Below are 23406 nucleotides of genomic sequence, written 5' to 3'. Positions count from 1 at the left end.
AAAAAGGTTGTAAATCTGCCTTTGGGTGTACCATATTTTCATAAAAAATTAATAAAAGTAACATGGTTTGTTATATTGGATTAGAAAATAAGTTCTGCCTAGAAGTAGGAGTTTGTTACCTAGTAAAATTTGGAACGATTATCCAATCAATATAAATAAAGCAAAAAGGGTAAGCACTAGACCCGTTGCTATATTGATATATCCACGGATATGGGCTTTATTTAAAGTTTTATTAGCAAATGATATAAATAATGTCATTAAAGTAAACCAAGTAAAAATATTAAAGGAGTGAATAGTCACAAGTGAAAATCCTTTGGCGATGGTTACATTATAAGATAAGAATTTAGGAAATGCAGCGATATAAAACAATGATACTTTCGGATTTAAAATTTGTGTTAAAAATCCATTGCGATAACTTACCATTAGTTTGGTCTGATTTTTATTGATTTGGTTAGTTGTAGTAAAGTTTTGCTGTATTTTTATACCGTCAAAGCCGGCTTTCACAGCTTTAATTCCCATATAAAATAAATAAAGGGCACCTAGCATTTTGACGGTATTAAACAGTGACTGATTGTGAAATATAATTGCGGAAACGCCTAAAATAGAAAAAGCTCCATGACAATAGGTCGCAGTGCATAAGCCCGCAACGTTAGCAAGAGCATTTTTTCTACCTAATCGCGTGGCATTATCAATAATGAGAGCCATGTTAGGACCCGGTGATATCACTAAGAACAGGGACGTAATAAAGAAAATAAATAATGGACTGCTCATAGAATATCTAACTTTGCGATAATGTCATGTTCCATATAGAGCTCTATTTTATCGCCTTTTGCAAGCGATCCTACTCCTTCGGGCGTGCCGGTAAAAATAACATCACCTGGAATAAGTTCTATGTAGTTGCTTAAAAAAGAGATGATTTCATCAATACTAAAGATCATTTTTTCAGTATTTCCAATTTGCTTTGTGCTACCGTTTAATTTCATTTCAAAATTTATGTTTTGCGGAAGCTTTTCCTTTCCAACAAAATGAGAAATATAAGCAGAGTCTTTAAATCCTTTTGATAAAAGCCACGGCAATTTACGCTCTTTCAGATGTGTTTGTACGTCTCGTGCAGTTAAATCAAGACCAATAGCAAAGGCATCATAAGTGTGCATTGCTTCTTCAGTACGTATCTTATAGGCGTGTTTAGAAATTCGTACAACAAGCTCTGTTTCAAAGTGGATGTCATTGGAAAAGCTAGGGAGGTGGATAATGTTTTCTCGTGCAAGCGAAGTTATTGGCTTACTAAAGATCACAGGTTGTGATTCAACTTTATTGCCAAGTTCTGCCGCATGAGCACTGTAGTTTCTTCCGATACAATAGATATTTTTAATCATGGTATGACACTTTCATTTTATTTTTATATAAATAAGATATTAGAGTTAAAATGATATCGTCTCTAATATTTATGTAAAACTCTCTTGTCTTTTTTTTGCAGAAATCTTTAACGTAGAGTAATATATTTTCATATACTTTGTTTTTATTATGCTCATATATGTATGAAATATCATCTTTTATATTTTTTCGTTCTATGAGATGCCTGCTTATAATGGTATGTCTGTCTAGTTGGATTTCTTTATGTGTCGTATGTCCATTTAGGAGGATATTTGCAATAAGTCGGATTTTATGAATAAAAGCATCACAAAGAAAATACGCTTTTTGTTTATAGGTTACGATTATATTAAGTACTGGTAATATAATATTATGCAGAAGGTTATTGATAGAGGTTTGTGTGTTTATCTTCGGTAAAATCGTATTAAACTCCTTAATATAACTATTTATTTTTAAAGTTTGAAAAAAAATACTATCCGTAACAGACATTATCTCTTGACGGCAGACACTTACAACAAATTGTCCAAATTTTCTTTCACGGTATGAGATATTTTTTTGTATATATGGGGTAGGTGAAAATTGATACCAATTCTTTTTAAAGGGCTTCAAACGTTCCTTTTTATTGAAGCGGATCATCATTTCACTTGATGGTGTATAAATGATTTTTTTTGTTTTTAATTTATCAAGTAAAACGTTTGTCTTTTTAAACATAATATTCTCTATGATATGTTTGACAGTGGCATGTTAACAGTTGGGCTGTTTAATGTCAACTGGCGAGGCTTTGCGGTATTATTTTGGTTAATATTTTATAAAATGATATGAAACGGAGCTGTAAAGATAAGCACTTGTTAATCGTAGTTATAGAGGTGTTTAAGATGATTAATGAGTATGTTATTGAACTTCTATGTGATTAGCTTTATAAAGCGCTGCGGATATAATTTACGTTAAGTTACTTTACTATCAATAAGGAAGTCAATAAAAGCATCAATATTTGAAGCAAAGTTAAAAACCTTATTAGTAGCAGAAACATCAAGCCAAGCAAATCGAGAGATAATTGCTTAAGTTTAATAAGCTAGATTCTTACAAAATTGAACATTCTCGTTAAATTTTATAGCGTGTATTTTTTTAATAAAATTATTTGTGCCATTGTCTTTGTAATATGAGTCTTAACGCAGAATATGTTGATTAATATAATTGTAAAATATTAGATATAAAGTTTATAATTAAAGAAACCTTTCACAATTACAGTATTCCACATCTATTAACATTAGTATCTATTAACATCAATATATATTAATGTTAAGCTAGGATATCTATTAGTTTACAATCTATTTTGTGTCATAAGAATTTGATATAGTCATTAAGAGTATTGTTAATAAAGTTATGGATGGAAAAACTATTTCATTTTTACAATTACCTCAATTTAAAATCAAACAACCTGCAAGTTTTAAAAATATCTTTGTAATAGGATTTGTACTTATATTTACAAACTATTATGGTGTGCATTATTCTTGCTTTGATTGGCATAATGCTAGTGGAATGACCAAAGCAGCAGAATATGTACTAGAAAAATTGCGATCTGTTGTTATAAAGAAAGAATTGTGGATTGATATTCCTCTTAATCCTAGTGACGCAGTGACTTTTTTAAATCAACGTGTATTACATACCAGTAATTCTTTTTCTTATCGTTATGAGGGTACGGATCGTTGGTTATTAAGAGTGTTTGAGCTTGTTAATAAATCACTTAGTACACAGATACTTAATCCTAAAATTTGTGAATATCATTTAAGAATAGTAAAGGAAAATCATGTTTAATTTTATAGATATTTCGATTTTTGTTGAGGGTAGTTTAATTACTAAATATCTAATCATGAGTTTATTTTTATTAATTATAGCGGTATTTGTTGCTGGTTATATTGATTCAATAGCCGGTGGTGCAGGATTAATACTTGTCCCTGCTTTTATCCTTGCGGGTTTTCCTCCACAACTTGCGTTAGGGCAAGCTAAATTAGTTGGTACAATTGGCACTTTAGCAGCTATAAGGAATTTTATTAAAAATCGTTCAATAATATGGAATGTGGTTCCTGCTGGTTTATTATCAGCGATAATTGGTGCATATGTAGGAGCACGAGTAATTTTAATTTTACCTGCAGAAACATTATCACTTATCATTGCTGTGCTTTTACCGGTTGGACTTGTTGGAGCTACATTAAAAAATCACCTAAAAGAAAGTAATAGATCTCCTACAACTAGTCCTATTATTATTTTTTCTGTGTGTTTCGTGGTGGGTTTTTATGATGGTTTCTTTGGCCCGGGTACCGGTAGTTTATTTATTATTGCATTAGCAATTTTTAATAGATTTGGTTTGCTTGAGGCTTCTGCTACTAGTAAGGTTTTTAATTTTGCTTCAAATATAGGTGCTTTTATTGCCTTCGTTATTGCTGGTAAAGTTGCTTGGTTAATAGGTATACCTATGGTATTAGCTAGTTTTTTAGGAAATCATATTGGAAGCTTACATGCAATTAAAAGTAATGGAGAAATAGTTAAGAAAGTTCTTTATATATCTGTAGGAGCGATGATGATAACTTTATTGATGAAATATTTCGTAGGTAATTAGGGAGTTAATATGTTAGATATTGAAATTAGATGCGCTAAAGATGAAGATATAGCCAATGTTAAAGAACTATTAGAAAGTTATCATTATAAAAATCTTTCTGAAGAGGGGCGTATTGATGGTTTTGTTACTACTGATATGAGTATTTCACAATTACAGGATCTTAGTCGTAAAGAACAAGGAGTAACTATTGCTGTAGATCGCTCAAATGGAAGGATGGCAGCTATGCTTATTGGAGCATCTTGGGCTTTTTTAAAGCCTTGGGCAATGTTTGATTATATGCAGAGCATTTTGAATGATTATTCTTTTAATGGAGAACGGCTTAATAAAGAAACATCTTATCAGTATGGGCCTATTTGTATAGCTAAGGAATATCGTAGTAAAGGAATAGGTGAAAAGCTTTTGGAGTATCAACGATACTTATTTGGAAAGCGTTTTCCTTTAACGGTAACATTTGTAAATAAGGTTAATCCTCGATCTTATGCTTTTCATATTCGAGTAGGATTTGTTGATGTTGGAGAGTTCAATTTTAATGGTAATAATTATCATATGCTTGTGATGCCGACTTTACAACATTGAAAAAGATATAAAATTCAGTTTATAGATAGTTAATTTTGCTTTTTATTTTTCGCAAAAATAAAAGGTTCTATTAATGTAGGAAGCTTACTTTGTTCAGTAAAGTTAATTGAAGTAAGTGTGTAATAAGGGTAGTTATGATGTTGTTCCTTAAGAGTTAATGCGCTGGACTTATAGCGGTTATAAGATATCGCAAAGATTAGTTAATCGTAGGTCAGCGCAGGTTAGTTTATGGGCTAAAGGTTTAAGAGTAGCATCTCAATGTGTAGATTGTGATAGGGATGAATAAGAGTAGATAAGCAAAACAAAATAGGGTAAAGACGTTGCCTTTACCTCTATAGGTGCTTTAGGTGCAACTTTTACCGAAATAGCTAGAGAAATACAGCCACAATCAGAAAATTTTACCATCTTACGTTATCTCTTTGCCATTCTAACCTTGCTTGGTGTTGGGTTAACTTTATGGGCTGTGGTTAAGCAAATGAAGGGGTAAGAGTAGATATAGGAGTAGAATATTGTTGCCTATAGAAAAAATTATATATATGTTATAACTTTTTAAATTAATAATTTTAAGAGGGTATAATGAAGTTTAAAAGTATTTTAGGGGCATTGAGTGTTTTTGTAATATTTAGCTTTAGCAATATACACGCTCAGGCTAAAGATACAGGGAAAAAATACGTAATCACTAACGAGTGTATAACGGAAGATAGGGTAAAACTTTGCCGAATTAAAGCTTTAAGAGATGTAGGTGATTATATCGATGAAGGTGACCTTGGTGGTTTTATTCAATCTGAAAAGAATTTATCACATGAAGGGAGTAGCTGGGTATACGATAAAGCTAAGGTGTATGGTAGAGCTATGGTTTATGGTGATGCTAAGGTTGGTGGTAATGCTAAAGTTTATGGTAATGTTCATGTTTATGGTGATGCTAAGGTTGGCTTCAGGGCTAAAGTTTATGGAGATGCTAGGGTCTTTGGTAACGCTATGGTTTATGAAGATGCTATGGTTTATGACAAGGCTGAAGTTTATGGCTATTCAAGGGTTTATGGCAATGCTCATGTTTTTGGTAATGCTAAGGTCTTTGATATGGCTAAGGTCTTTGGTAATACTAAGATTTTTGATAGCGCTATGGTTTATGAAGATGCTATGGTTGGTAGTAATGATGAAGTTTATGAGGAGTTAAAAAAATTTGGTGATGCTAAATTTTACAGTAATTATATGGTTTTGGGTGATAATGCTAAAGTCTATGATGGTAATGCAAAGGATAAGGATATAGTGACTGTAGTAAAAGATAATGCTAAGGTTTATGGTGAAGCTAAGGTGGCTTTAGCGAAAATTTATGGCAATGCTCATGTTTTTGGTGATGCTAAGGTTTATGCCGAAGCTGAAATTTATGGTAAGGCTATGGTTAGCGAAAGTGCTGAAGTTTATAACTATTCTAAAGTTTATGGAGATGCTAAAATTTATGGTAATGCTAAGGTCTTTGATATGGCTAAGGTCTTTGGTAACGCTAGGGTTTTTGATAGTGCTAGGGTAGACTGGTCTAATGTTTATGAGGACGCTAAAGTTTATGGTGAAGCTAAAATTGTTGATAGAGCTAAGGTTTATGGTAAGGCTCAAGTTTACGGGAATGCTAAGGTTAATAGGATGGCTAAGATTTCAGGTAATGCTAAAGTTGGTGGAGATGCGGAAATTTCTAGCCATACTGAGGTAAATGGTAATACCGAAATATATAGCAAATCTAAAAAATAATAATTGCTAATATATATCTAAAGTTATTCAAGCAAAGAGTGATTATAGTTTTCTTCAATTCTGGCGAAAACCTATATAACTGGATTGTGTTTAACGGTCGCATAAATTAGCGAGCGTTAAAGAAGATTTTCACCGAAAACGGGGAAAACCTTCTTTATATCTTTTACAAAATTTTAGTAAATGTTTGCTCCCCAATTCTGGTAAGCAAAGGTCAAATTGTTAAAGAATTATCAACAGTAAATAATACAAAAACCATTTGATAAATGGCTAAAAAAGATCATAGCCTAATCTTACAGTGCCTCAACACACTAAACCATAAGCGGATAAATAACCGAAATTTATTTACCGTTCCCTAACAATCGACCTATTACTATGCTATTTAAACATGCGTTTTATGTCGGGTGGGGTTATGTTATAAAATACCCGCAAGGGAAAAGCATAACGACGGACTAACGACCGTGTTTTGAGCACCCGACACCATATATGGTGTTTAATCAAAACTTTAATTTCGTTAGGAGAAAAATCAGAGACGGTTTAATAAATTATATAAATAATGCACAAAAAGCTAAAAAGAACTCTTAATTAAAACAAGCTAAAGAAAACGATGTAAACAACATCAGTGTTAACTATGTTTAGTCATGAGATTGCAACATTGTGTAATAAAAAGCACGGACATGTTATGGTGATGTTAATAAAATGCTAGAAGATTTATACTCTGATAGGGGTCTCTCCAAATTTGGCGGCACCTATTTAGATAAGCAAGGAAAGCAACCAAAATGCTACCACCTTCCCAAACGCGAGTGTTTAATTTTGGTATCTGGTTATAGCACCTAAGAGAAAAGATTGTTGATTGCTGGTTGGAATTAGAACAGCAACACGTTCCTTCTACAGCTAAACCAGCAATAGAACACGATGAAGAAATTATATATCAATTATCAGTTGATGAAAGAGAGTTACAATTATCAAAACCAAGAAAACATGACTTGCAACATTGTTCAGAGTTTATTTCTAATAATGAAATTATGGATTTAAATGAAGGTATGATTCCATATTTTTATCGTAATAATCAGGATAGGAATTTATATCATATATCTGGAGCAGTGGTAAAAAATGCCGATGAGAAAAATTTAAAAGATGAGTTAATAGAATATATTGACCGTTTGCCAGAGGTGGAAAGTTTGATGGTATATATTCAAAAAGCCTATGATTCTGTTAGAAGCCTTAAAACTGTAGAAGATTTACAACAAATTATGTTGTATCATGCAAAGAAAGATAATATTTCTACTGAGATAAATTAATTAGGCTTTAGATGAAAAACAGTAAAATATTTTTTCGTACTACGATTGAACTTATAAAATCCTCTCCTAAGCTAGCTATATTATTATTATTGCTTACTATTTTCGCCGGTTTTTTTCCTCTTATTACTATTTATTCCATATCGATGATGATTAGTGCTTTTGAGGCAAATAACATTAGTGATGTGGTGTTATATGCGATAGTTTGGGTATTTAGTTTATCCTTCCCCCATTTTTTGGCTAATATTATCATGTTACTTCAATCTGCTATGGCAGAAAATATGCTGTTATATTTTACATTAAAAATATCAACCGCTATTAATAATATTAAATATTTAAATATTTTTGAAGATGAAGAAATTTATAAAGACATCGATGTTATAAAAGATAATATTTCTAATCGGCCAGTTAATTTTATTGTAACTTTAGGATTAATAATAACTTCTGTAGTATCTATTATTTCCATTTCTCTTTCTATAATCCATATCTCTATTTATCTTCCATTGTTATCTTTGGGGTTAGGGGCAATTATTTTTTTTGTATCTGCAAGATCTCAGCAGAAATTATGGTCTGGCACTTTAACTCGAAATTTCCAATCTCGAATGATGAAATATATATTTTCACTTAGCGTTGATAAAACCGCAATGCAGGAAATTAGGATTTACCACTTTAGCGATTTTTTAAAACAAAAATTTATACAAATGCACAATGAAGTAAAAAAAATAATGTATAAAGTAAGGTGGGAAATTTCTTTTTTATCTTTTATCTCTGCCATCTCAATTATTCTCATAAGTCTGGCAATGATATATAACGTTTTTTATCTTATTTCAGTAGGAGTTATAGGTTTAGCTTCCTTAGTGTTTTTATTACAAGCGATCCAGAGAGTATTCAAGCTTCCACCAAATCAGCATCTGAATATTTAGGCTGGATGACTGGACATATGTTATTTTTTGAGAAATATTTTACTTACATAGATAAATATTCTAATGTGAACGAAATAGAACCATTATCACTACTTGAATCAAAAAAAATTAAAACTTTAGAATTGAAAAATTGCACTTTTAAATATGGAGATAAATTAATTTTAGATAATATCAATCTTAAAATTAGAGAGAATGAAATAATAGCCTTAGTTGGACTGAATGGTTCAGGAAAAACGACTTTAGTACGTATTTTAATGGGGCTATTGAAACCTACCTCTGGTAAAGTGTTAGTTAATGGAATAGAGTTAGACAATTATGGTTTGCAAAATTATTGGGCTAAAAGTGCTTATGTTCCACAATTATTTGCACAATTTAATTTTACCGTTGAGGAAGCTATTTTATTAGGTCGCTCGGTTAACAATAGTAAAATATTTGGTGATGATTTTTTTATGGAGGGAATTCCGTCTCTAACGCAACAATTAGGTAAAGAATTTTCTGGATCAGATTTATCAACTGGGCAATGGCAAAAATTAGCGATAATGCGATCTCTTATTGATGAAGAGAAAAAAGAATTATTTTTCTTTGATGAACCTACTTCTGCAATTGATCCGCTTAGTGAAGAAAAAATATATAGTATAATAGAAAAAACAGCGAAAAATAAAATAGCAATTTATGTTACTCATAGAATGTCCACGGTGACTCATGCTACTAGAGTAATTTTGCTAGATAAACAGAAAATAGTTGGTGACTCAAATCATAGAAGCTTATATCAAACTAATTTACTTTATCGACAAATGTTTGACTCGCAAGCTGGTAGATTTTTAGAACATACCAAAAACACTTAGCGCTATATAACAGGAATAGCATATGAGTTTTAAAAGCTATAAATAACATCTTTAAACGAGTAAAATTATTTAGCAGAGGATAAGTTTTTTATATTTTTTGTATGATTTAACTGTATTAAATTTAAAAAGGTGTGTAAAGAATGTTTCAATCTTAAATCGGCTGTAAATCGTTGATATTCTTAGGTTTTTATGGAAAATATGGTGCGGTCGAGAAGACTCGAACTTCCACGGGGTTTATTCCACAGCGACCTCAACGCTGCGCGTCTACCAATTCCGCCACGACCGCATATTTATTATTTAGCAAACTAATATTTATACTGCAAGTATTATAACAAGTTATTTTTGTAAATTATTACGATTTACCAAATTTAAAAACTGTTGTTGATAATTTTCATTATCTTTATATTCACCATAATAACTAGTAGTGATTGTAGATGATCCTAATTTTTTAATACCTCTTATTGCCATACACATATGTTCAGCTTCTATCATAATAGCAATACCTTTTGGATTTATGTTATTTTGAATAAAGGAGCCTATTTGTGCTGTTAAAGCTTCTTGAGTTTGAAATCTTTTTGCAAATAAGTCAACAATTCTCGCTATTTTAGATAAACCGATAACGCAATTATTTGGTAGATAAGAAATGTGAGCAACTCCAGTAAAAGGAAGCATATGATGCTCACAGTGTGAAAAAAATTCAATATTTTTCACTAATACAGGATCACAATATCCTGATATCTCGTTAAATACGGTATTAGATAGTTTTTTATCGCTATTATCATAACCAGAGAATAATTCTTTATAAGCAGTTACTACTCTTTTAGGTGTGTCAATCAGTCCTTCACGATTAGGGTCTTCACCTGCCCATAAAAGTAGCGTTTTTACCGCTTCTTCAGCCTCTTCTTGCGTTGGTCTGTCGATTTTTTGCTTATTAATTATAGATGAAGTATCAGTTGGCATAGTTAATCCTTAAATATTTTGCCATAGATTTATCATAATATTATTTATTTTTCATCAAAATAATAATATTATATAGTTTAAATTTATATTTTAATAATGGATAACAGATGCAGCGTAATTATCAAGGAAAATATAAAAAAACTATAGGAAGAATAATAGCTATCAATTTTATTAAAATCTATCAATTTATTTTATCGCCTTTCATAGGTCAACATTGTCGCCACGTGCCTAGTTGTTCTGAATATGCATATGAGGCTATAGCTCGTCATGGATTATGGGCGGGGGGCTGGTTAACTTTATTCCGTATTATTAGCTGTAATCCATTTGGTAGTCATGGTTGGCATCCAGTGATAGAAAAATTACCTAAAAATTGTTATTGGTTTATGCCGTGGAAATATTATCAACTGGTTAGAAAACATAAAGAAAATTTGGAATAAATATCATAATATGATAAACTTAATTATATTGTAAATTACTCCACTCACATAGTAGGTGGGACTGGTTATAGGACATAAAATGACTAATATTTCTTTATCTTTTCCTGACGGATCAATTCGAGACTATCAACAAAATATTACAGGTTATCAATTAGCTAATAATATAGCAAAATCTTTAGCCAAAAAAGCAGTAGCTTATTTACTAGATAACCACATATATGATTTACATGATCCTATATCATGCAGTGGAAATATTGAATTTATCACTAGAGATCATCCACGAGCTTTAGAACTTATTAGACATGATTGTGCTCATATTTTAGCTCAGGCAGTTAAAATTTTATTTCCAGATACCCAAATAGCTATAGGTCCTACCATTGAAAATGGTTTTTATTATGACTTTGCTAGAGACGTACCTTTTACTTTAGCCGATTTGTCTATTATTGAAAAAAAAATGCATGAAATAGTTAAACAAAATCAAGCATTTAAAAAAGAAATTTGGTCAAAAGAAAAAGCTAAAGAAATATTTGCGGCTAAAGGAGAAGCTTATAAATTAGAATTATTAGATTCTATTCCTGATGAGGAAGACGTAAAAATATATTTTAATGGTGATTGGTTTGATTTATGCCGTGGCCCACATATGACAACTACCGGTCAGGTTGGACATTCTTTTAAATTAACTAAGGTAGCCGGAGCATATTGGCGCGGTGATTCGAATAATCCTATGCTAACCCGTATTTATGGTGTTGCTTTTGCTAATGAAGATAATCTTAATGAATATTTACACATGTTGGAAGAGGCAGAAAAAAGAGATCATAGACGCTTAGGTAGAGAAATGTCTTTATTTCATCTGCAAGAAGAAGGTCCTGGTGTGATTTTTTGGCATCCAAATGGCTGGAAAATATTTCAAAATTTAATTTCTTATGCTAGACGAAGATTGGAAAGTTTAGGATATCAAGAAGTAAATGCTCCGCAAATATTAGATAAATCTTTGTGGGAAGCATCTGGACATTGGGAATGGTACAGGGAAAATATGTTTAAAGTAACTTGTGCTGGAGATGATGCTGATGATATGAGGCAATATGTTTTAAAGCCCATGAATTGCCCAGGTCATGCACAAATTTTTAAGTATGGTCTTAAATCTTATCGTGATTTACCATTGCGTTTATCTGAATTTGGTAAAGTTCATAGATATGAACCATCAGGATCTTTACATGGTATAATGAGAGTGAGAGGTTTTACTCAAGATGATGCACATGTATTTTGTACAGAAGAACAGATGGCGGCTGAGTTTTTACATATAAATGACTTAATCTTAAGCTGTTATGCTGATATGGGATTCCATAATATTACAGTTAAACTTTCTACTAGACCGCTAAAAAAAGTAGGAAGTGATGAAGTATGGGATCATGCAGAGAAATTGATGGCAGATGTTTTGAAAATTATAGAGCAACAGTCAGAAAATAAAATAAAAATAGAGATTTTTCCGGGTGAGGGAGCTTTTTATGGTCCTAAATTCGAGTATACTTTAAAAGACGCTATTGGAAGAGAATGGCAATGTGGTACTACGCAGTTAGATTTTAATTTACCAGAAAGATTTGGTATTTTTTATATCGATAAAAACTCTGAAAAAAAAGTTCCTGTTATGATCCATAGAGCAATTTTTGGCTCCATGGAAAGATTCTTAGGTATTTTATTGGAGCATTATGCTGGTAATTTGCCTTTATGGTTAGCGCCGGTACAAGTTGTAGTTGCTAATATAGCCGAAACATCAGAAGATTATGCAGCGGAGGTTTTTGCTAAATTACAGGCTTTAGGTGTTGAAGTGGAGTTTGATAATCGTAACGAAAAAATAAATTATAAAATTAGAGAACATTCATTAAAAAAAGTACCTATAATTTTAATTTGTGGTAAAAAAGAAGCCGAAGAAAATAATGTTAACTTGCGTTATTTAGGTTCTCAAGAGACAAAAATAATGGCATTAGATCAATTTTTAGATCAGATTAAAATTGATATTCTTCCTCCAGATTTGAAAAATTAAATTACTATCATCAGTCTAATTAATAGGCTGATGATAAGTTATTTTATTGCACTTTATCAATAGAAGTTATTAAAGTTACATTTTTATGTTCACCAGATTTTACCATAATATTCTTTTGGTATAATTCGCCATCATATTTTGCCATCACAGTATATGTGCCTGCAATTAGCATTGGACTGATATAAGAACTGGTTTTTTCATACACTAGGTCGTTAGTTTCGGTTATGATTGACCAAGAAGTACCAGCTAGAGCTTCACCAGATTCACTATTAGCTAAACTTACGGTAATTTGTGCTGAATCTAGTTTTACATCTGCTTGAGTATATTTTCCCGCTACAATATTTAATTCATTTTTTGCGGCTATTTCTCCTCGATAATATGTTGTTATATTATAAAAGCCTTGTTTAATAATTATTGGCGTTTCCGGTAATATTTTATCTATAACCACTATTTCTGAGTCTTGTTCTTCATTAATTAATGATATACTAAAAGAAAAATCTTTAAGCTCTTGTTTTTTAATGTTTTTTTTATCTTTAAAATAAGGAGATAAAGATAATATTCCTGCATTTAAATTTATATTTTTCTTATAATTATCATTAGTTATGTTTAAGTAACTAATATCTTTAGCATATCCATATAGGGTAACTAAAATATAGTCTCCTTTAGGTATCGTTAATACTTCAGATCCTCCTTTTTTTTGAAAGATCAATTTTGGCTTATTTTCATTATTAGTGAATAAAAACCAATTTACATTATCCTTTAAAAAGTCGTTATTATCAGTTATTGAAGCATTTAAAGATAATGTAGTAACATTTTGTTGTTTTGCTTGGAGAGAAGGAGTACTTATTGTAATTATTAATATTAGATAAATAGAATATTTAAAGTAATATCTTAACTTTGACATTTAGCCGATCCTTATTAATAATTCTTATTTAATTTTCTTATATAAGCAATTGATTTTAAAGTTTTTTTATATAGAGAAGCTGACACCGCATCCGCAGGCAGAGCTGGAATTAGGGTTATTTATTTGAAAATATTTTCCCATAAGATCATTGATAAAATCTACTTCTGATCCTTGCAAAAAAGGTAAGGATATAGGATCTATTACAATAGTAGCATTATTTTTAGCAATTATTATATCATCTTCAGTTGCTTTTTCTTCTAACTGATATTTATAGGAAAATCCAGAACATCCTCCACCTTCGACTTTAATTCTTAAAGCTGATTTTGCTGGGTTTTTTGCTAAAATTAGTAATATCTGTTTGGCCGCAGCATCAGTAATAGTTATTGACATTTCTATCCTATTTATGTTAATTTCTGAATAGAATTATACATATATTTCTGTCTTTTTTAAAGATTTATTCAAATAAATGCAATATATTTTCTCTCTATGACCATAACAAACAGCTATTAATTGACTTAATACCTTAAAAATATGTTGTTTTATTAGGTTTTTCCTTGTTTTTTTAGCATAAAAAAGGTTATCTTGGTATTAGTGATCTTTAACAATATTTTAGTGGAATAAAAATTATGGATATTTTCTCTGAATGGGAGCAAAAAATAAAATTAGCTTTAGAGCAGTCAGAAATAGCTAATGCTGATTTACTAAATGCCAATCTCACATCTAAAATAGTTGTTGAAGTACCACGCGATCCTCAGCATGGAGATCTTTCTACTAATGTAGCTATGGTATTAACTAAAGTTTTACAAATTAAACCTCGTGATATCGCGCAACATTTAATTAATATTTTGAGTAAAGATCCTGAAATTGATACTATAGAAATAGCCGGGGCTGGTTTCATTAATTTTCGCTTAAAAGCAAGCTATTGGCATAAAATATTGTCGCAATTATTGATAAAAGATACCAACTACGGACGTACAAATTACGGTGATAATAAAAAAGTTAATGTAGAATATGTATCTTGTAACCCTACTGGACCTATGCATATTGGTCACTGCAGAGGGGCTGTAGTAGGGGACGTTTTATCTAATTTATTAGCAGAAAATGGCTATAGCGTAACTAGAGAATTTTATATCAATGATGCTGGTGGGCAAATTAAAGTTTTAACCGATTCTGCATTTTTACGTTATAAAGAAGCTTTAGGTGAGGATATACCAAGTTTCCCTGCAGGATTATATCCGGGTGAATATTTAATACAAGTAGGTGAAAAATTAAAGCAAGACTATGGTAACAATTTACTAAATATGTCAGCTGAAGAACGTTATAATATCATCTCTCAGGTATCTCTGGATATGATGATGCAACTTATTAAAAATGATTTAGCTAGCTTGCATATTCATCATGATATCTTTTTTTCTGAAAAATCGTTACATGCTAACCAGGCTGCAGATATAGTTTCTGCTATTAATTTGGCTACTCTTAAAGGGTATGTCTATGAGGGGCGTCTCCCTCCTCCTAAGGGGCAGGCCGATCCTGATTGGGAAGACAGGCAACAATTATTGTTTAACTCTACTAAGTTAGGCGATGATATGGATAGACCTTTACTTAAATCAGATGGATCTTTTACTTATTTTGCTGCTGATTTAGCATATTTTAAAAATAAATACGATAGGTCGTTTAATGAAATGATTTATGTATTAGGGGTTGATCATGCTGGTTATATTAGAAGATTAGAGGCAATAGCTGAGGCTGTTGCTGGTGATAAATCAAAATTGACGGTATTCTTTTGTCAAATAGTTAATTTATTGCGTGATGGTAAGAAATTAACTATGTCTAAGAGAGCAGGTAATTTTATTACTTTAAAAGAAGTTATTGAAGAGGTAGGAGTAGATGCTATCAGGTTTATGATGATCTCTCGTAAAGCAGAAGTAAGTTTAGATTTTGATTTTAATAAGGTAAAAGAGCAATCTAAAGATAATCCAGTTTTTTATGTTCAATATGCACATGCTCGCTGTTATTCCATTTTTAAACAGGCATATGAACAATTAAAAATATCAATAAACTCTATTAATTTATCAGGAGAAACTGCTAATTATTTATCTTTATTAAAAGATGATAGTGAATTATCACTAATAAAAAAATTGGCTGAATATCCGCATGTAGTTAAAATAGCTGCATTATACAGAGAACCACATAGATTAGCTTTTTATTTAGCTGATTTGGCAGCTTATTTTCATTCACATTGGAGCAAAGGTAATGAAAATAAAAATTTACGTTTTGTGCAAATAAATGATAAAGATCTAACAATAGCTAGAATATTTTTGGTTAAAGCTATAGCTGTAGTTTTGAAAAATGGGTTAAAAATAATTGGTATTAATGCGCCGGAAGAAATGAGGTAAATTTATATATTTTTTATACAAATTAGATATCATAAGTATATATAAATTTATCTTGTTTTTAATTAAAATATTTAACTATAATAGATTATATCAGACAATTTGCTAATCTACGGAACTGATCGATGAATAACATTAGAGAATTTACACCGGAGGTAAAACAAGAAGATTTAGATAATTCTTTTAGAGAAATTACGCGTAAGTTTATGGGTGATATTTCTAAATTATCAACTAATGACTCGGATGTTCTCAATTTGAATAATTTAGATGATAATTTAGCTAATTCTGAAAGTGGAAATTACTCAAGTAAAGATTTTAGGGCTGTAAAAAGTTTAAAGCAATCATCTAATCTTGATTATAATCAGCAAAAAAAGTCTGAAATCTTAGCAGAAAAGCTTCGACTATTTTCAGAAAAAAGAGAAAATATCCGTAAGCGGATGCAAGAAATTAGAGATTGTTATAATGTAAAAAAAGAAATTAAGTTAGATAATTTTGCTCCTGTTCATATTGTAAATAGTTTAACTGAAGATAAATTAGCATTTTCACCTTCTCAGGAAGATGAAAATTTGTTGCTGCCAACAAATAAACACGATGAAAATAAGCAGTTAACATACATCGATGAAAAGAAAATTGACCAAGATGTAGTAAGGTTATCTTGTAACATAAGACAAAATTTGTCCAATGTGATAAAACAAGATCAAGGTTGGATAGGTTTAAATAAATATCCATATAATAATGAATGTTTATATATAAATCCTGCAGTACAAGGAGATCAAGCCATTACTAAGATGATAGACGAGTTAGATATCAATCTTCGACAGTTATTAGAAGAGGAATCTAATATATCCAAAGACGGAAAAAAAAGAAATACGCAATCAGATAATTTTAATAATGATGATTATTTAAAGCCTGCAGTTGCTAATAGCGAGACTATGTTAAAAGAAATGTCTCCACCTATAGTTATGACTTCAAAAGTCTATGGTAAAAATATTAAGGCTGTTGAAGACATCATTATGGCTTCACCTTTAGATAACTATGATAATAATAAATCTGTAGAAAAAGAAATTTTATCTGATATTCATAATGATAACCTGAATTTAACACGAGGCAGTATAAATTCAGATTATAACTTTAGTGATACTAATTCTGTTAGATCGACAACAGGATTTACTCAAAGAGAACATTTTGATGATTTAGAAAATCCAAGTTATGCTGCGCCTAGTATAGATCAAGTCAGCTCTCCTAATAGTAAATCTTTTAGTAATTACCAACAGGATTATCATAATAAGATTAGTAATGATTTACTTGGTTGGAATAATGATAAAGATTTTGTAGCTGTACAACAAATTTTTAATAAAAAACCAATAAAGAAAATAAAAATATTTACGCGCTTAAGATTAATATTATTAGTTTCTATAGCTTTGGTAGCTAGTGGGATATATTTATTTTACAATAAAAAAAGCAATGATTTTGTAGTAATAGAATCTAAATTAGCTAATGTTAAAGTTGTACCTCAGGTAAATATGGAAACTAGTAACGAGGCTGGCTCTATAGCATATAATCAACTAGAAGGACAGGAAGTTTCGCAGAGGCAGGATAATTTACTTGCGTCGCAAGAAGATCTTAACAATATTCCAGAAGTACCAGCATATGAAAATGTTGAAGATACAGATGCAATTATTTCTTCTTTACCTGGTCATTTGGCTGAAAATACAGATGCTTCCAAACATAATTCTCCACCATCAGTATTTACAAATAATAATTCGGCAGCTAGTTCTGCTATTTTAGGTGGAAATACGACCTTAACCGATATAACTCCTGTAAATATTGCTGCTAGTCCGGCTTTTATTTTAGATAATAAAGACGAACATTCTAATATTATGCCGTTAGAGAGAAAAGTTGTAGATTTTTCATTGTCTGATGAAGATGTTCAACAAATGGATACTAATAATCAGTCTGATTCAGAATCTTATGTTGATTTAGCTGAAGATGTTCCATTGCCGATTAATTCAGTTTTACGTGGGGTAGCTAATGCTCCATTTTATGTGCAAATAGCATCTTTGACGACAGAGGCTGAAGCTGACACAGCTTTAAATCAATTAATATCGCGTTATAGAACGATATTACAAGGGCATAGGATTATAATACAAGAAAGTGAAGTAGCCGGAAAGGGGGTATATTATCGTTTGCGTGTACCTTTGAATAGTTATAATGAAGCACAAACTTTCTGTGATGGTTATCGACAAGCCGGTGGTAGCTGTTTTGTCGTATCACAATAATATCAATCACATATATGATTGATATTATACTTAATTACGTAGTTGATTCAGTAAATTTAGATATCTTAACGTGAAAGTTTAAGTTATTAGAGGAGATCTCTATAAATTTATTAATCTATCTTCATTGTTAATATTATTATTTTCAATATTATTGAGATATTGTTCTATCGCACGATAATATAACAGATGTTCTGCATTTAAAATTCTTTGTTGTAAATCACTGCTAGTGTCATGTTTAAATATCGGGACTACAGCTTGAGCTATTATTTTTCCTTCATCCATTTTTTCTGTAACTATATGTACCGTGCATCCAGTAAATTTCATACCAGATTCTATTGCTTTGTTGTAGGTATCTAGTCCTTTAAACAAAGGTAGTAAAGAAGGGTGGATATTTAAAATTTTATTTTGATAATTACCGATAAAATCAGAGGATAATAATTGCATATATCCTGCTAAACATATTAAATCTATATTATCTTTTTTTAATTCGGTTAACATTGCTTGTTCATGTTGTGCTTTATTTTGATAATTATTTCGATCAATAGCAATATTTTTTATATTATAATTAGCAGCTTTTTTTAATCCTAGAGCATTAATATTATTGCTGATAACCTTTGTTATTTCAAAAGTGGACTCATCAGTAAGACTATATTTAATCAGTGATTCCATGTTAGAACCACTACCAGAGATTAAAATCGCAATTTTATGCTTTTTCATTTTATGATCTTTATACATAAATAACTGGTTCTATATTTTCTTCTCTGTGGATTAGATTACCTAAGATTTTAGCATCTTCTCCATGTTGGTTAAAAAAGTCTAAAGTTTTTGCAGCATCTTCCTCTGGTACAATGACTAGCATACCATAACCGCAATTAAAAGTTCGTAGCATTTCCATGTCTGATAGGTTAGCTTCTTTTTTTAACCATTGAAATATAGGAGGTAAATCTAACTCATTTACATGTATTTTAGCGGATATATTATCAGGTAAAATTCTAGGTATATTATCAGTAAATCCTCCACCAGTAATGTGAATTAAACCTTTTATAGATGAGATAATATTTAAAGCTTTTAAAATAACTTTTACATAAATTTTAGTTGGAGTTAAAAATACATCTGCTAATTTTTTGTTTTTATCAAAAGGGGCGGGAGAATCCCAGGTAAGTTTAGTTTGTTGTATGATTTTACGTACTAAAGAAAAACCATTAGAATGTACACCAGATGAAGACAAGCCTATTATTACATCTCCTGCTTTAATATTTTTTTTAGGTAATAATAATTCACGCTCTACAGCTCCAACCGCGAATCCAGCAAGATCATAATCATTATCGTGATACATGCCAGGTAATTCAGCGGTTTCTCCACCAATTAACGCTGCGCCAGCTTGGATACATCCTTCAGTAATACCAGATATAATCTCATATCCTTGTTGTGGATTTAATTTAGCTGTAGCAAAATAATCAAGGAAAAATAGCGGCGTTGCACCTTGTACAATAAGATCATTAACGCACATAGCTACTAAATCAATACCGATAGTATTGTGTTTATTGGTCTCAATTGCAATTTTTAATTTTGTACCTACACCATCATTGGCAGCAACTAATATAGGATCTTTGAATGCTAGAACTTTTAAATCAAAAATTCCTCCAAAACCACCTATTGTTCCACTTGTACCAGGGCGTTGTGTTTTTTTAATTAAAGGTTTAATCTGTTCTACTAGTTGATTACCGTTATCTATATTGACTCCAGCAGAGGCATACGTCAAAGGTTTTTTTGTTTGATCATTAGAGTTAGTCATCAAATACTCGTTATTGTTCTAAATTATTTTATATTTAACATTTTTCTTTTAACAAGTCTATTGCTTCTCTAACAAACTTCTACAAATATGTTATAATAAGTCGTTATGCAAAGGATTTAAATATGCAACCATTACGTAAAAGCTTACCTAAGGAAACATTATTTTGGTCTGCAGGACTAATTGTACTTTTAATTATTATCAGTATTTTTAGTGCTATTTTATTGCCTTTTGTATTTGGGCTTATTGTGGCTTATTTTCTTAATCCACTGATTAATTATTTTTCTCAGTTTGGAATATCTAGAGCAATTTCTAGTAGTTTTATTTTGCTTACCTTTTTTATAGTATTGGCTTTATTATTATTAATATTAATACCTATATTACTTACCCAATTAGGGCAATTTATTGCTAATTTCTCATATTATGCTGAAAAATTAGACGTATTATTATCTGAAACTGACTCTATTTGGTTAGAACAAAATACTAGCTTTGGGCGGTTTTTAATTCAAGATAATATTAATAATTTGTTACAACAAAGTGGAAATTTTTTATCCTCTATATTATCTTCTCTGTGGAGCTCTAGTAAAGTTTTTATTAATATAGTTTCATTTTTTGTTATAGCTCCAGTTATTGCATTTTATCTGATGGTAGATTGGCCACGTATGGTTAAAATTATAGATAGTTGGATACCTCGCAATCATTTATATACTGTGCGTAATTTATTTTATGAAATGGATAAAACAGTCGCTGGTTTTATCCGTGGACAAAGTGTCGTGTCCTTAATAATTGCTTTATATTATATAGTTATGCTAGGTTTTTTAGGGTTAAATTTTTCTTTCCTTATAGGAATAATTATAGGAATATTAAGTTTTATTCCTTATGTTGGTACCTTGATAGGGTTAGTTCTATCTATTGGAATGTCTTTTATGCAATTTTGGCCCGATGATTGGAGTAAAATTGTAATAGCATTGATAATATTTTTTGTAGGTCAATTTATTGAAGGTTATATATTGCAACCAAAATTAGTAGGCTCTTCGGTTGGGCTGCATCCTGTATGGTTAATGTTTTCTTTGATAGCTTTTAGTTATCTATTTGGGTTTACCGGAACTTTAATAGCAGTGCCTGTAGCCGCGGTAATAGGGGTATTAATAAGATTTATTTTAAAAATTTACTTAAATTCTTCTTTTTATGATGAAAAAGAAACTAAGTAAATATTTAAACTCTGTTATAAATTTGTTATAAAAAAATATGCATAGAAAAATAGAATATTATCAGCAACAATTATCGTTTGATCTTGGTTACCAAAGTATATATGGACGTGATAATTTAATTGTTAGCCGAGCAAATTGTAGCGCGATATGTTTCTTAGAGCAATGGCCTGCTTGGCAAACACCAATTACGGTATTAATAGGCGAGCAGGGGTGTGGTAAAACCCATATTTCTAATTTATGGTTAGAAAAGTCTAAAGCTATATCAATAAATAAATTTGAATTAGATAAAGGTGTAGAATTAGCTTTAAGTGGACATTCAATATTTATTGATAATTTAGGAAAAAGTAAAATAGATGAAATTAATTTATTTCATCTATTTAATGCAATCAAAGAAACTTTTTTGATCAATAAAACTACTAGCTTATTAATTACCTCTCATTATTTTCCATCTACCTGGCAATTAACAATAAATGATCTTATCTCAAGATTACGCACAGTTAATATGATAAAAATAGATACGCCAGATGATTTGTTATTAAAAGGTTTATTAAAAAAACTCTTAGCAGATAGACAGTTAATTATAGATAATAATATGATAGATTATATCTTACTTAGAGTAGAGCGAACTGTAGATAAAATTAATAATTTAGTCAATTATATAGATCAATTAGTGATTGATGAAAAAAAGAAAGCTAATCGCAACATTATAAATAAAGCTTTTAAATTAACGGAGCAAAAAAATTAAATAATATAAAAAACAGTTGAAATATGATTTTAATAGTTGAAATTTTTTTTATAAAAGAATAATAAAAGAATAATGGTTAATAACGGAGCGTAGCGCAGCTTGGTAGCGCACCTGATTTGGGTTCAGGGGGTCGCGTGTTCGAATCACGCCGCTCCGACCATTAATAGGAGAGAATAATGATAGCTCGTATATATGTTCCAGCAAAAAATGCGATGCAATCAGGACGAAGACAAAAAAAACACTGGATATTAGAATATCCAGCTCAATTTGAAAAGGATGTAGATCCATTAATGGGATATGATGTCAGTTGTGATATGTTATCACAGATACGATTGAAATTTACCAGTTTGGAAAGTGCAGTTGATTATGCATCTCGTTATGGTATATCTTATAAAGTAGAAGTACCGCACATGAGCAAACGTTGTAATTTATCTTATTCTAATAATTTTGCCTATAATCGTTCTTTACCTTGGACACATTAGTAAGGTTAAAGGTTATTTAATAAATAAAAATATAATGGCCCCGTAGCTCAGCTGGATAGAGCAACAGCCTTCTAAGCTGTGGGTCAGAGGTTCGAATCCTCTCGGGGTCGCCATTATTTTCCTAAAAATCCAGTAAAATCAACGGTGTATAACATATTTAATATTATGCTATAGATTTTAATATATCGCTTTATATTAAAATAAATTTGTAAGAATTTTAAAATTAACCTCTATTAATTAATCTTAGTTCAGCTGAAATTGGTTTATAGGCTAAATGTTTAACTGTAGAATCTCAATGTTTAGATTGTGATAGAAACCAACAAGAGCAGATAAGCAAAAAAATAGATGGTACATCATCACCGTTGCAGCTATGCCTATCAGTGCTCTAAGTGTAATTTTTACCGAAATAGCTAGAGAAATACGGCCACAATCAAAAAATTTATCATTTTACGCTATCTCTTTACTATCTTAACCTTACTGGGTATAGGGTTAACTTGGTTTGCGGTAATTAAGTGGATGAGGAGGTAATCGGTGATATAAAGTAGAATATTATTGCCTATAGAAAAATTTATATATTATAACTTTTAAAATTAATAATATTAGAGAGGGTATAATGAAGCTAAAAGTCATTTTAGGAGCATTAATTGTCTTGTTAATATTTGGTTTTATTAATCTACCACTTCAGGAAAAAAAATACGAAATCACTAACGAATGTATAATAGATGGAGTAACAGTTTGTTGAATTAAGGCTTTAAGAGATATAGGTAATTCTGTCAAGAAAGGTGACTT

General features: G+C 30.6%; 24 protein-coding genes, 3 tRNA genes and 1 pseudogene. 19 read left to right on the top strand and 9 right to left on the bottom strand.

Going from position 1 to position 23406, the window contains the following annotated elements:
* Window positions 1–138: 138 nt before the first annotated feature.
* The 3 genes from AB6T46_RS04100 to AB6T46_RS04090 form a co-directional block, all read right to left on the bottom strand.
* The gene (locus AB6T46_RS04100) at window positions 139–705 is read right to left on the bottom strand and encodes a LysE family translocator (protein WP_370930887.1); all 567 of its coding nucleotides are present in this window, start codon (window positions 703–705) and stop codon (window positions 139–141) included.
* Between the two features lie 62 nt (window positions 706–767).
* Entirely contained in the window at window positions 768–1376 is a 609-nt protein-coding gene (locus AB6T46_RS04095) for a fumarylacetoacetate hydrolase family protein (protein ID WP_370930886.1), read from the bottom strand.
* Entirely contained in the window at window positions 1369–2082 is a 714-nt protein-coding gene (locus AB6T46_RS04090; RefSeq protein WP_370930885.1) for a 2OG-Fe dioxygenase family protein, read from the bottom strand. The genes AB6T46_RS04095 and AB6T46_RS04090 overlap by 8 nt, the downstream gene beginning before the upstream one ends.
* Window positions 2083–2754: 672 nt before the next feature.
* Between AB6T46_RS04090 and AB6T46_RS04085 the strand changes: the two genes are divergently transcribed.
* The 9 genes and pseudogenes from AB6T46_RS04085 (at window position 2755) to AB6T46_RS04045 (ending at window position 9373) form a co-directional block, all read left to right on the top strand.
* Complete coding sequence (locus AB6T46_RS04085) at window positions 2755–3186, top strand: hypothetical protein (RefSeq protein WP_370930884.1); 432 nt, start codon at window positions 2755–2757, stop codon at window positions 3184–3186.
* Window positions 3179–3988, top strand: coding sequence for a sulfite exporter TauE/SafE family protein (locus AB6T46_RS04080; RefSeq protein WP_370930883.1), 810 nt, complete (start codon window positions 3179–3181; stop codon window positions 3986–3988). The genes AB6T46_RS04085 and AB6T46_RS04080 overlap by 8 nt, the downstream gene beginning before the upstream one ends.
* A 9-nt stretch (window positions 3989–3997) precedes the next feature.
* Window positions 3998–4564 (top strand): N-acetyltransferase family protein, encoded by a 567-nt coding sequence (locus AB6T46_RS04075; protein WP_370930882.1) that lies wholly within the window; start codon window positions 3998–4000, stop codon window positions 4562–4564.
* A gap of 157 nt (window positions 4565–4721) precedes the next feature.
* A complete protein-coding gene (locus tag AB6T46_RS04070; protein ID WP_370930881.1) occupies window positions 4722–4850 on the top strand; it encodes a hypothetical protein in 129 nt (42 codons plus the stop codon).
* Between the two features lie 290 nt (window positions 4851–5140).
* Window positions 5141–6310 carry a hypothetical protein gene (locus tag AB6T46_RS04065; protein ID WP_370930880.1) on the top strand — a complete coding sequence of 390 codons (1170 nt, stop codon included), beginning with the start codon at window positions 5141–5143 and terminating at the stop codon, window positions 6308–6310.
* 628 nt (window positions 6311–6938) lie between these two features.
* Window positions 6939–7191 (top strand): annotated as a pseudogene (locus tag AB6T46_RS04060) (Rha family transcriptional regulator); the annotation flags it as partial.
* Window positions 7168–7608: a hypothetical protein gene (locus AB6T46_RS04055; protein ID WP_370932068.1), complete on the top strand. Its 441-nt coding sequence runs from the start codon at window positions 7168–7170 to the stop codon at window positions 7606–7608. The pseudogene AB6T46_RS04060 and the gene AB6T46_RS04055, both read left to right, overlap by 24 nt.
* Window positions 7609–7619: 11 nt before the next feature.
* Window positions 7620–8528, top strand: coding sequence for a hypothetical protein (locus tag AB6T46_RS04050; protein ID WP_370930879.1), 909 nt, complete (start codon window positions 7620–7622; stop codon window positions 8526–8528).
* 5 nt (window positions 8529–8533) lie between these two features.
* Window positions 8534–9373 (top strand): ATP-binding cassette domain-containing protein, encoded by an 840-nt coding sequence (locus AB6T46_RS04045; RefSeq protein WP_370930878.1) that lies wholly within the window; start codon window positions 8534–8536, stop codon window positions 9371–9373.
* A gap of 199 nt (window positions 9374–9572) precedes the next feature.
* Here AB6T46_RS04045 and AB6T46_RS04040 read toward each other — a convergent pair.
* Window positions 9573–9659 (bottom strand) — tRNA-Leu (locus AB6T46_RS04040).
* Between the two features lie 50 nt (window positions 9660–9709).
* Entirely contained in the window at window positions 9710–10333 is a 624-nt protein-coding gene (gene folE / locus AB6T46_RS04035) for a GTP cyclohydrolase I FolE (RefSeq protein WP_370930877.1), read from the bottom strand.
* A gap of 107 nt (window positions 10334–10440) precedes the next feature.
* Between folE and yidD the strand changes: the two genes are divergently transcribed.
* Window positions 10441–10770, top strand: coding sequence for a membrane protein insertion efficiency factor YidD (gene yidD, locus AB6T46_RS04030; RefSeq protein ID WP_370930876.1), 330 nt, complete (start codon window positions 10441–10443; stop codon window positions 10768–10770).
* Window positions 10771–10849: 79 nt separating this feature from the next.
* Window positions 10850–12811 carry a threonine--tRNA ligase gene (gene thrS / locus AB6T46_RS04025; protein WP_370930875.1) on the top strand — a complete coding sequence of 654 codons (1962 nt, stop codon included), beginning with the start codon at window positions 10850–10852 and terminating at the stop codon, window positions 12809–12811.
* 43 nt (window positions 12812–12854) lie between these two features.
* Here thrS and AB6T46_RS04020 read toward each other — a convergent pair whose 3' ends face one another.
* A complete protein-coding gene (locus AB6T46_RS04020) occupies window positions 12855–13715 on the bottom strand; it encodes a hypothetical protein (RefSeq protein WP_370930874.1) in 861 nt (286 codons plus the stop codon).
* A gap of 66 nt (window positions 13716–13781) precedes the next feature.
* Window positions 13782–14105: an iron-sulfur cluster insertion protein ErpA gene (gene erpA / locus AB6T46_RS04015; protein ID WP_370930873.1), complete on the bottom strand. Its 324-nt coding sequence runs from the start codon at window positions 14103–14105 to the stop codon at window positions 13782–13784.
* Between the two features lie 236 nt (window positions 14106–14341).
* Here erpA and argS point away from each other — a divergent pair, with 236 nt between their 5' ends.
* Together argS and AB6T46_RS04005 are read left to right on the top strand one after the other, a co-directional pair.
* On the top strand, window positions 14342–16111 hold the full coding sequence (gene argS / locus AB6T46_RS04010) for an arginine--tRNA ligase (protein WP_370930872.1): 1770 nt from the start codon (window positions 14342–14344) through the stop codon (window positions 16109–16111).
* Window positions 16112–16233: 122 nt separating this feature from the next.
* The gene (locus AB6T46_RS04005; protein ID WP_370930871.1) at window positions 16234–18387 is read left to right on the top strand and encodes an SPOR domain-containing protein; all 2154 of its coding nucleotides are present in this window, start codon (window positions 16234–16236) and stop codon (window positions 18385–18387) included.
* 99 nt (window positions 18388–18486) lie between these two features.
* Here AB6T46_RS04005 and purN read toward each other — a convergent pair whose 3' ends face one another.
* Entirely contained in the window at window positions 18487–19104 is a 618-nt protein-coding gene (purN, locus tag AB6T46_RS04000; RefSeq protein WP_370930870.1) for a phosphoribosylglycinamide formyltransferase, read from the bottom strand.
* 10 nt (window positions 19105–19114) lie between these two features.
* A complete protein-coding gene (purM, locus tag AB6T46_RS03995) occupies window positions 19115–20182 on the bottom strand; it encodes a phosphoribosylformylglycinamidine cyclo-ligase (RefSeq protein ID WP_370930869.1) in 1068 nt (355 codons plus the stop codon).
* A gap of 122 nt (window positions 20183–20304) precedes the next feature.
* Here purM and AB6T46_RS03990 point away from each other — a divergent pair, with 122 nt between their 5' ends.
* The 6 genes from AB6T46_RS03990 to AB6T46_RS03965 all read left to right on the top strand — a co-directional run bounded on the left by AB6T46_RS03990 (window position 20305) and on the right by AB6T46_RS03965 (window position 23359).
* Complete coding sequence (locus AB6T46_RS03990) at window positions 20305–21390, top strand: AI-2E family transporter (protein ID WP_370930868.1); 1086 nt, start codon at window positions 20305–20307, stop codon at window positions 21388–21390.
* A 37-nt stretch (window positions 21391–21427) separates the two neighbouring features.
* Window positions 21428–22135: a hypothetical protein gene (locus tag AB6T46_RS03985; protein ID WP_370930867.1), complete on the top strand. Its 708-nt coding sequence runs from the start codon at window positions 21428–21430 to the stop codon at window positions 22133–22135.
* An 83-nt stretch (window positions 22136–22218) separates the two neighbouring features.
* A tRNA-Pro gene (locus AB6T46_RS03980) sits at window positions 22219–22295 on the top strand.
* 16 nt (window positions 22296–22311) lie between these two features.
* On the top strand, window positions 22312–22617 hold the full coding sequence (locus tag AB6T46_RS03975) for an ETC complex I subunit (RefSeq protein WP_370930866.1): 306 nt from the start codon (window positions 22312–22314) through the stop codon (window positions 22615–22617).
* Between the two features lie 36 nt (window positions 22618–22653).
* A tRNA-Arg gene (locus AB6T46_RS03970) sits at window positions 22654–22730 on the top strand.
* Window positions 22731–23230: 500 nt separating this feature from the next.
* A complete protein-coding gene (locus AB6T46_RS03965) occupies window positions 23231–23359 on the top strand; it encodes a hypothetical protein (protein ID WP_370930865.1) in 129 nt (42 codons plus the stop codon).
* Window positions 23360–23406 lie beyond the last annotated feature (47 nt).

This window comes from Bartonella sp. DGB1 (assembly GCF_041345015.1).
Taxonomy (GTDB): domain Bacteria; phylum Pseudomonadota; class Alphaproteobacteria; order Rhizobiales; family Rhizobiaceae; genus DGB1.
The sequence above is the reverse complement of the archived record's forward strand: the minus strand, read 5'-3'. Positions and strand labels throughout refer to the sequence as shown.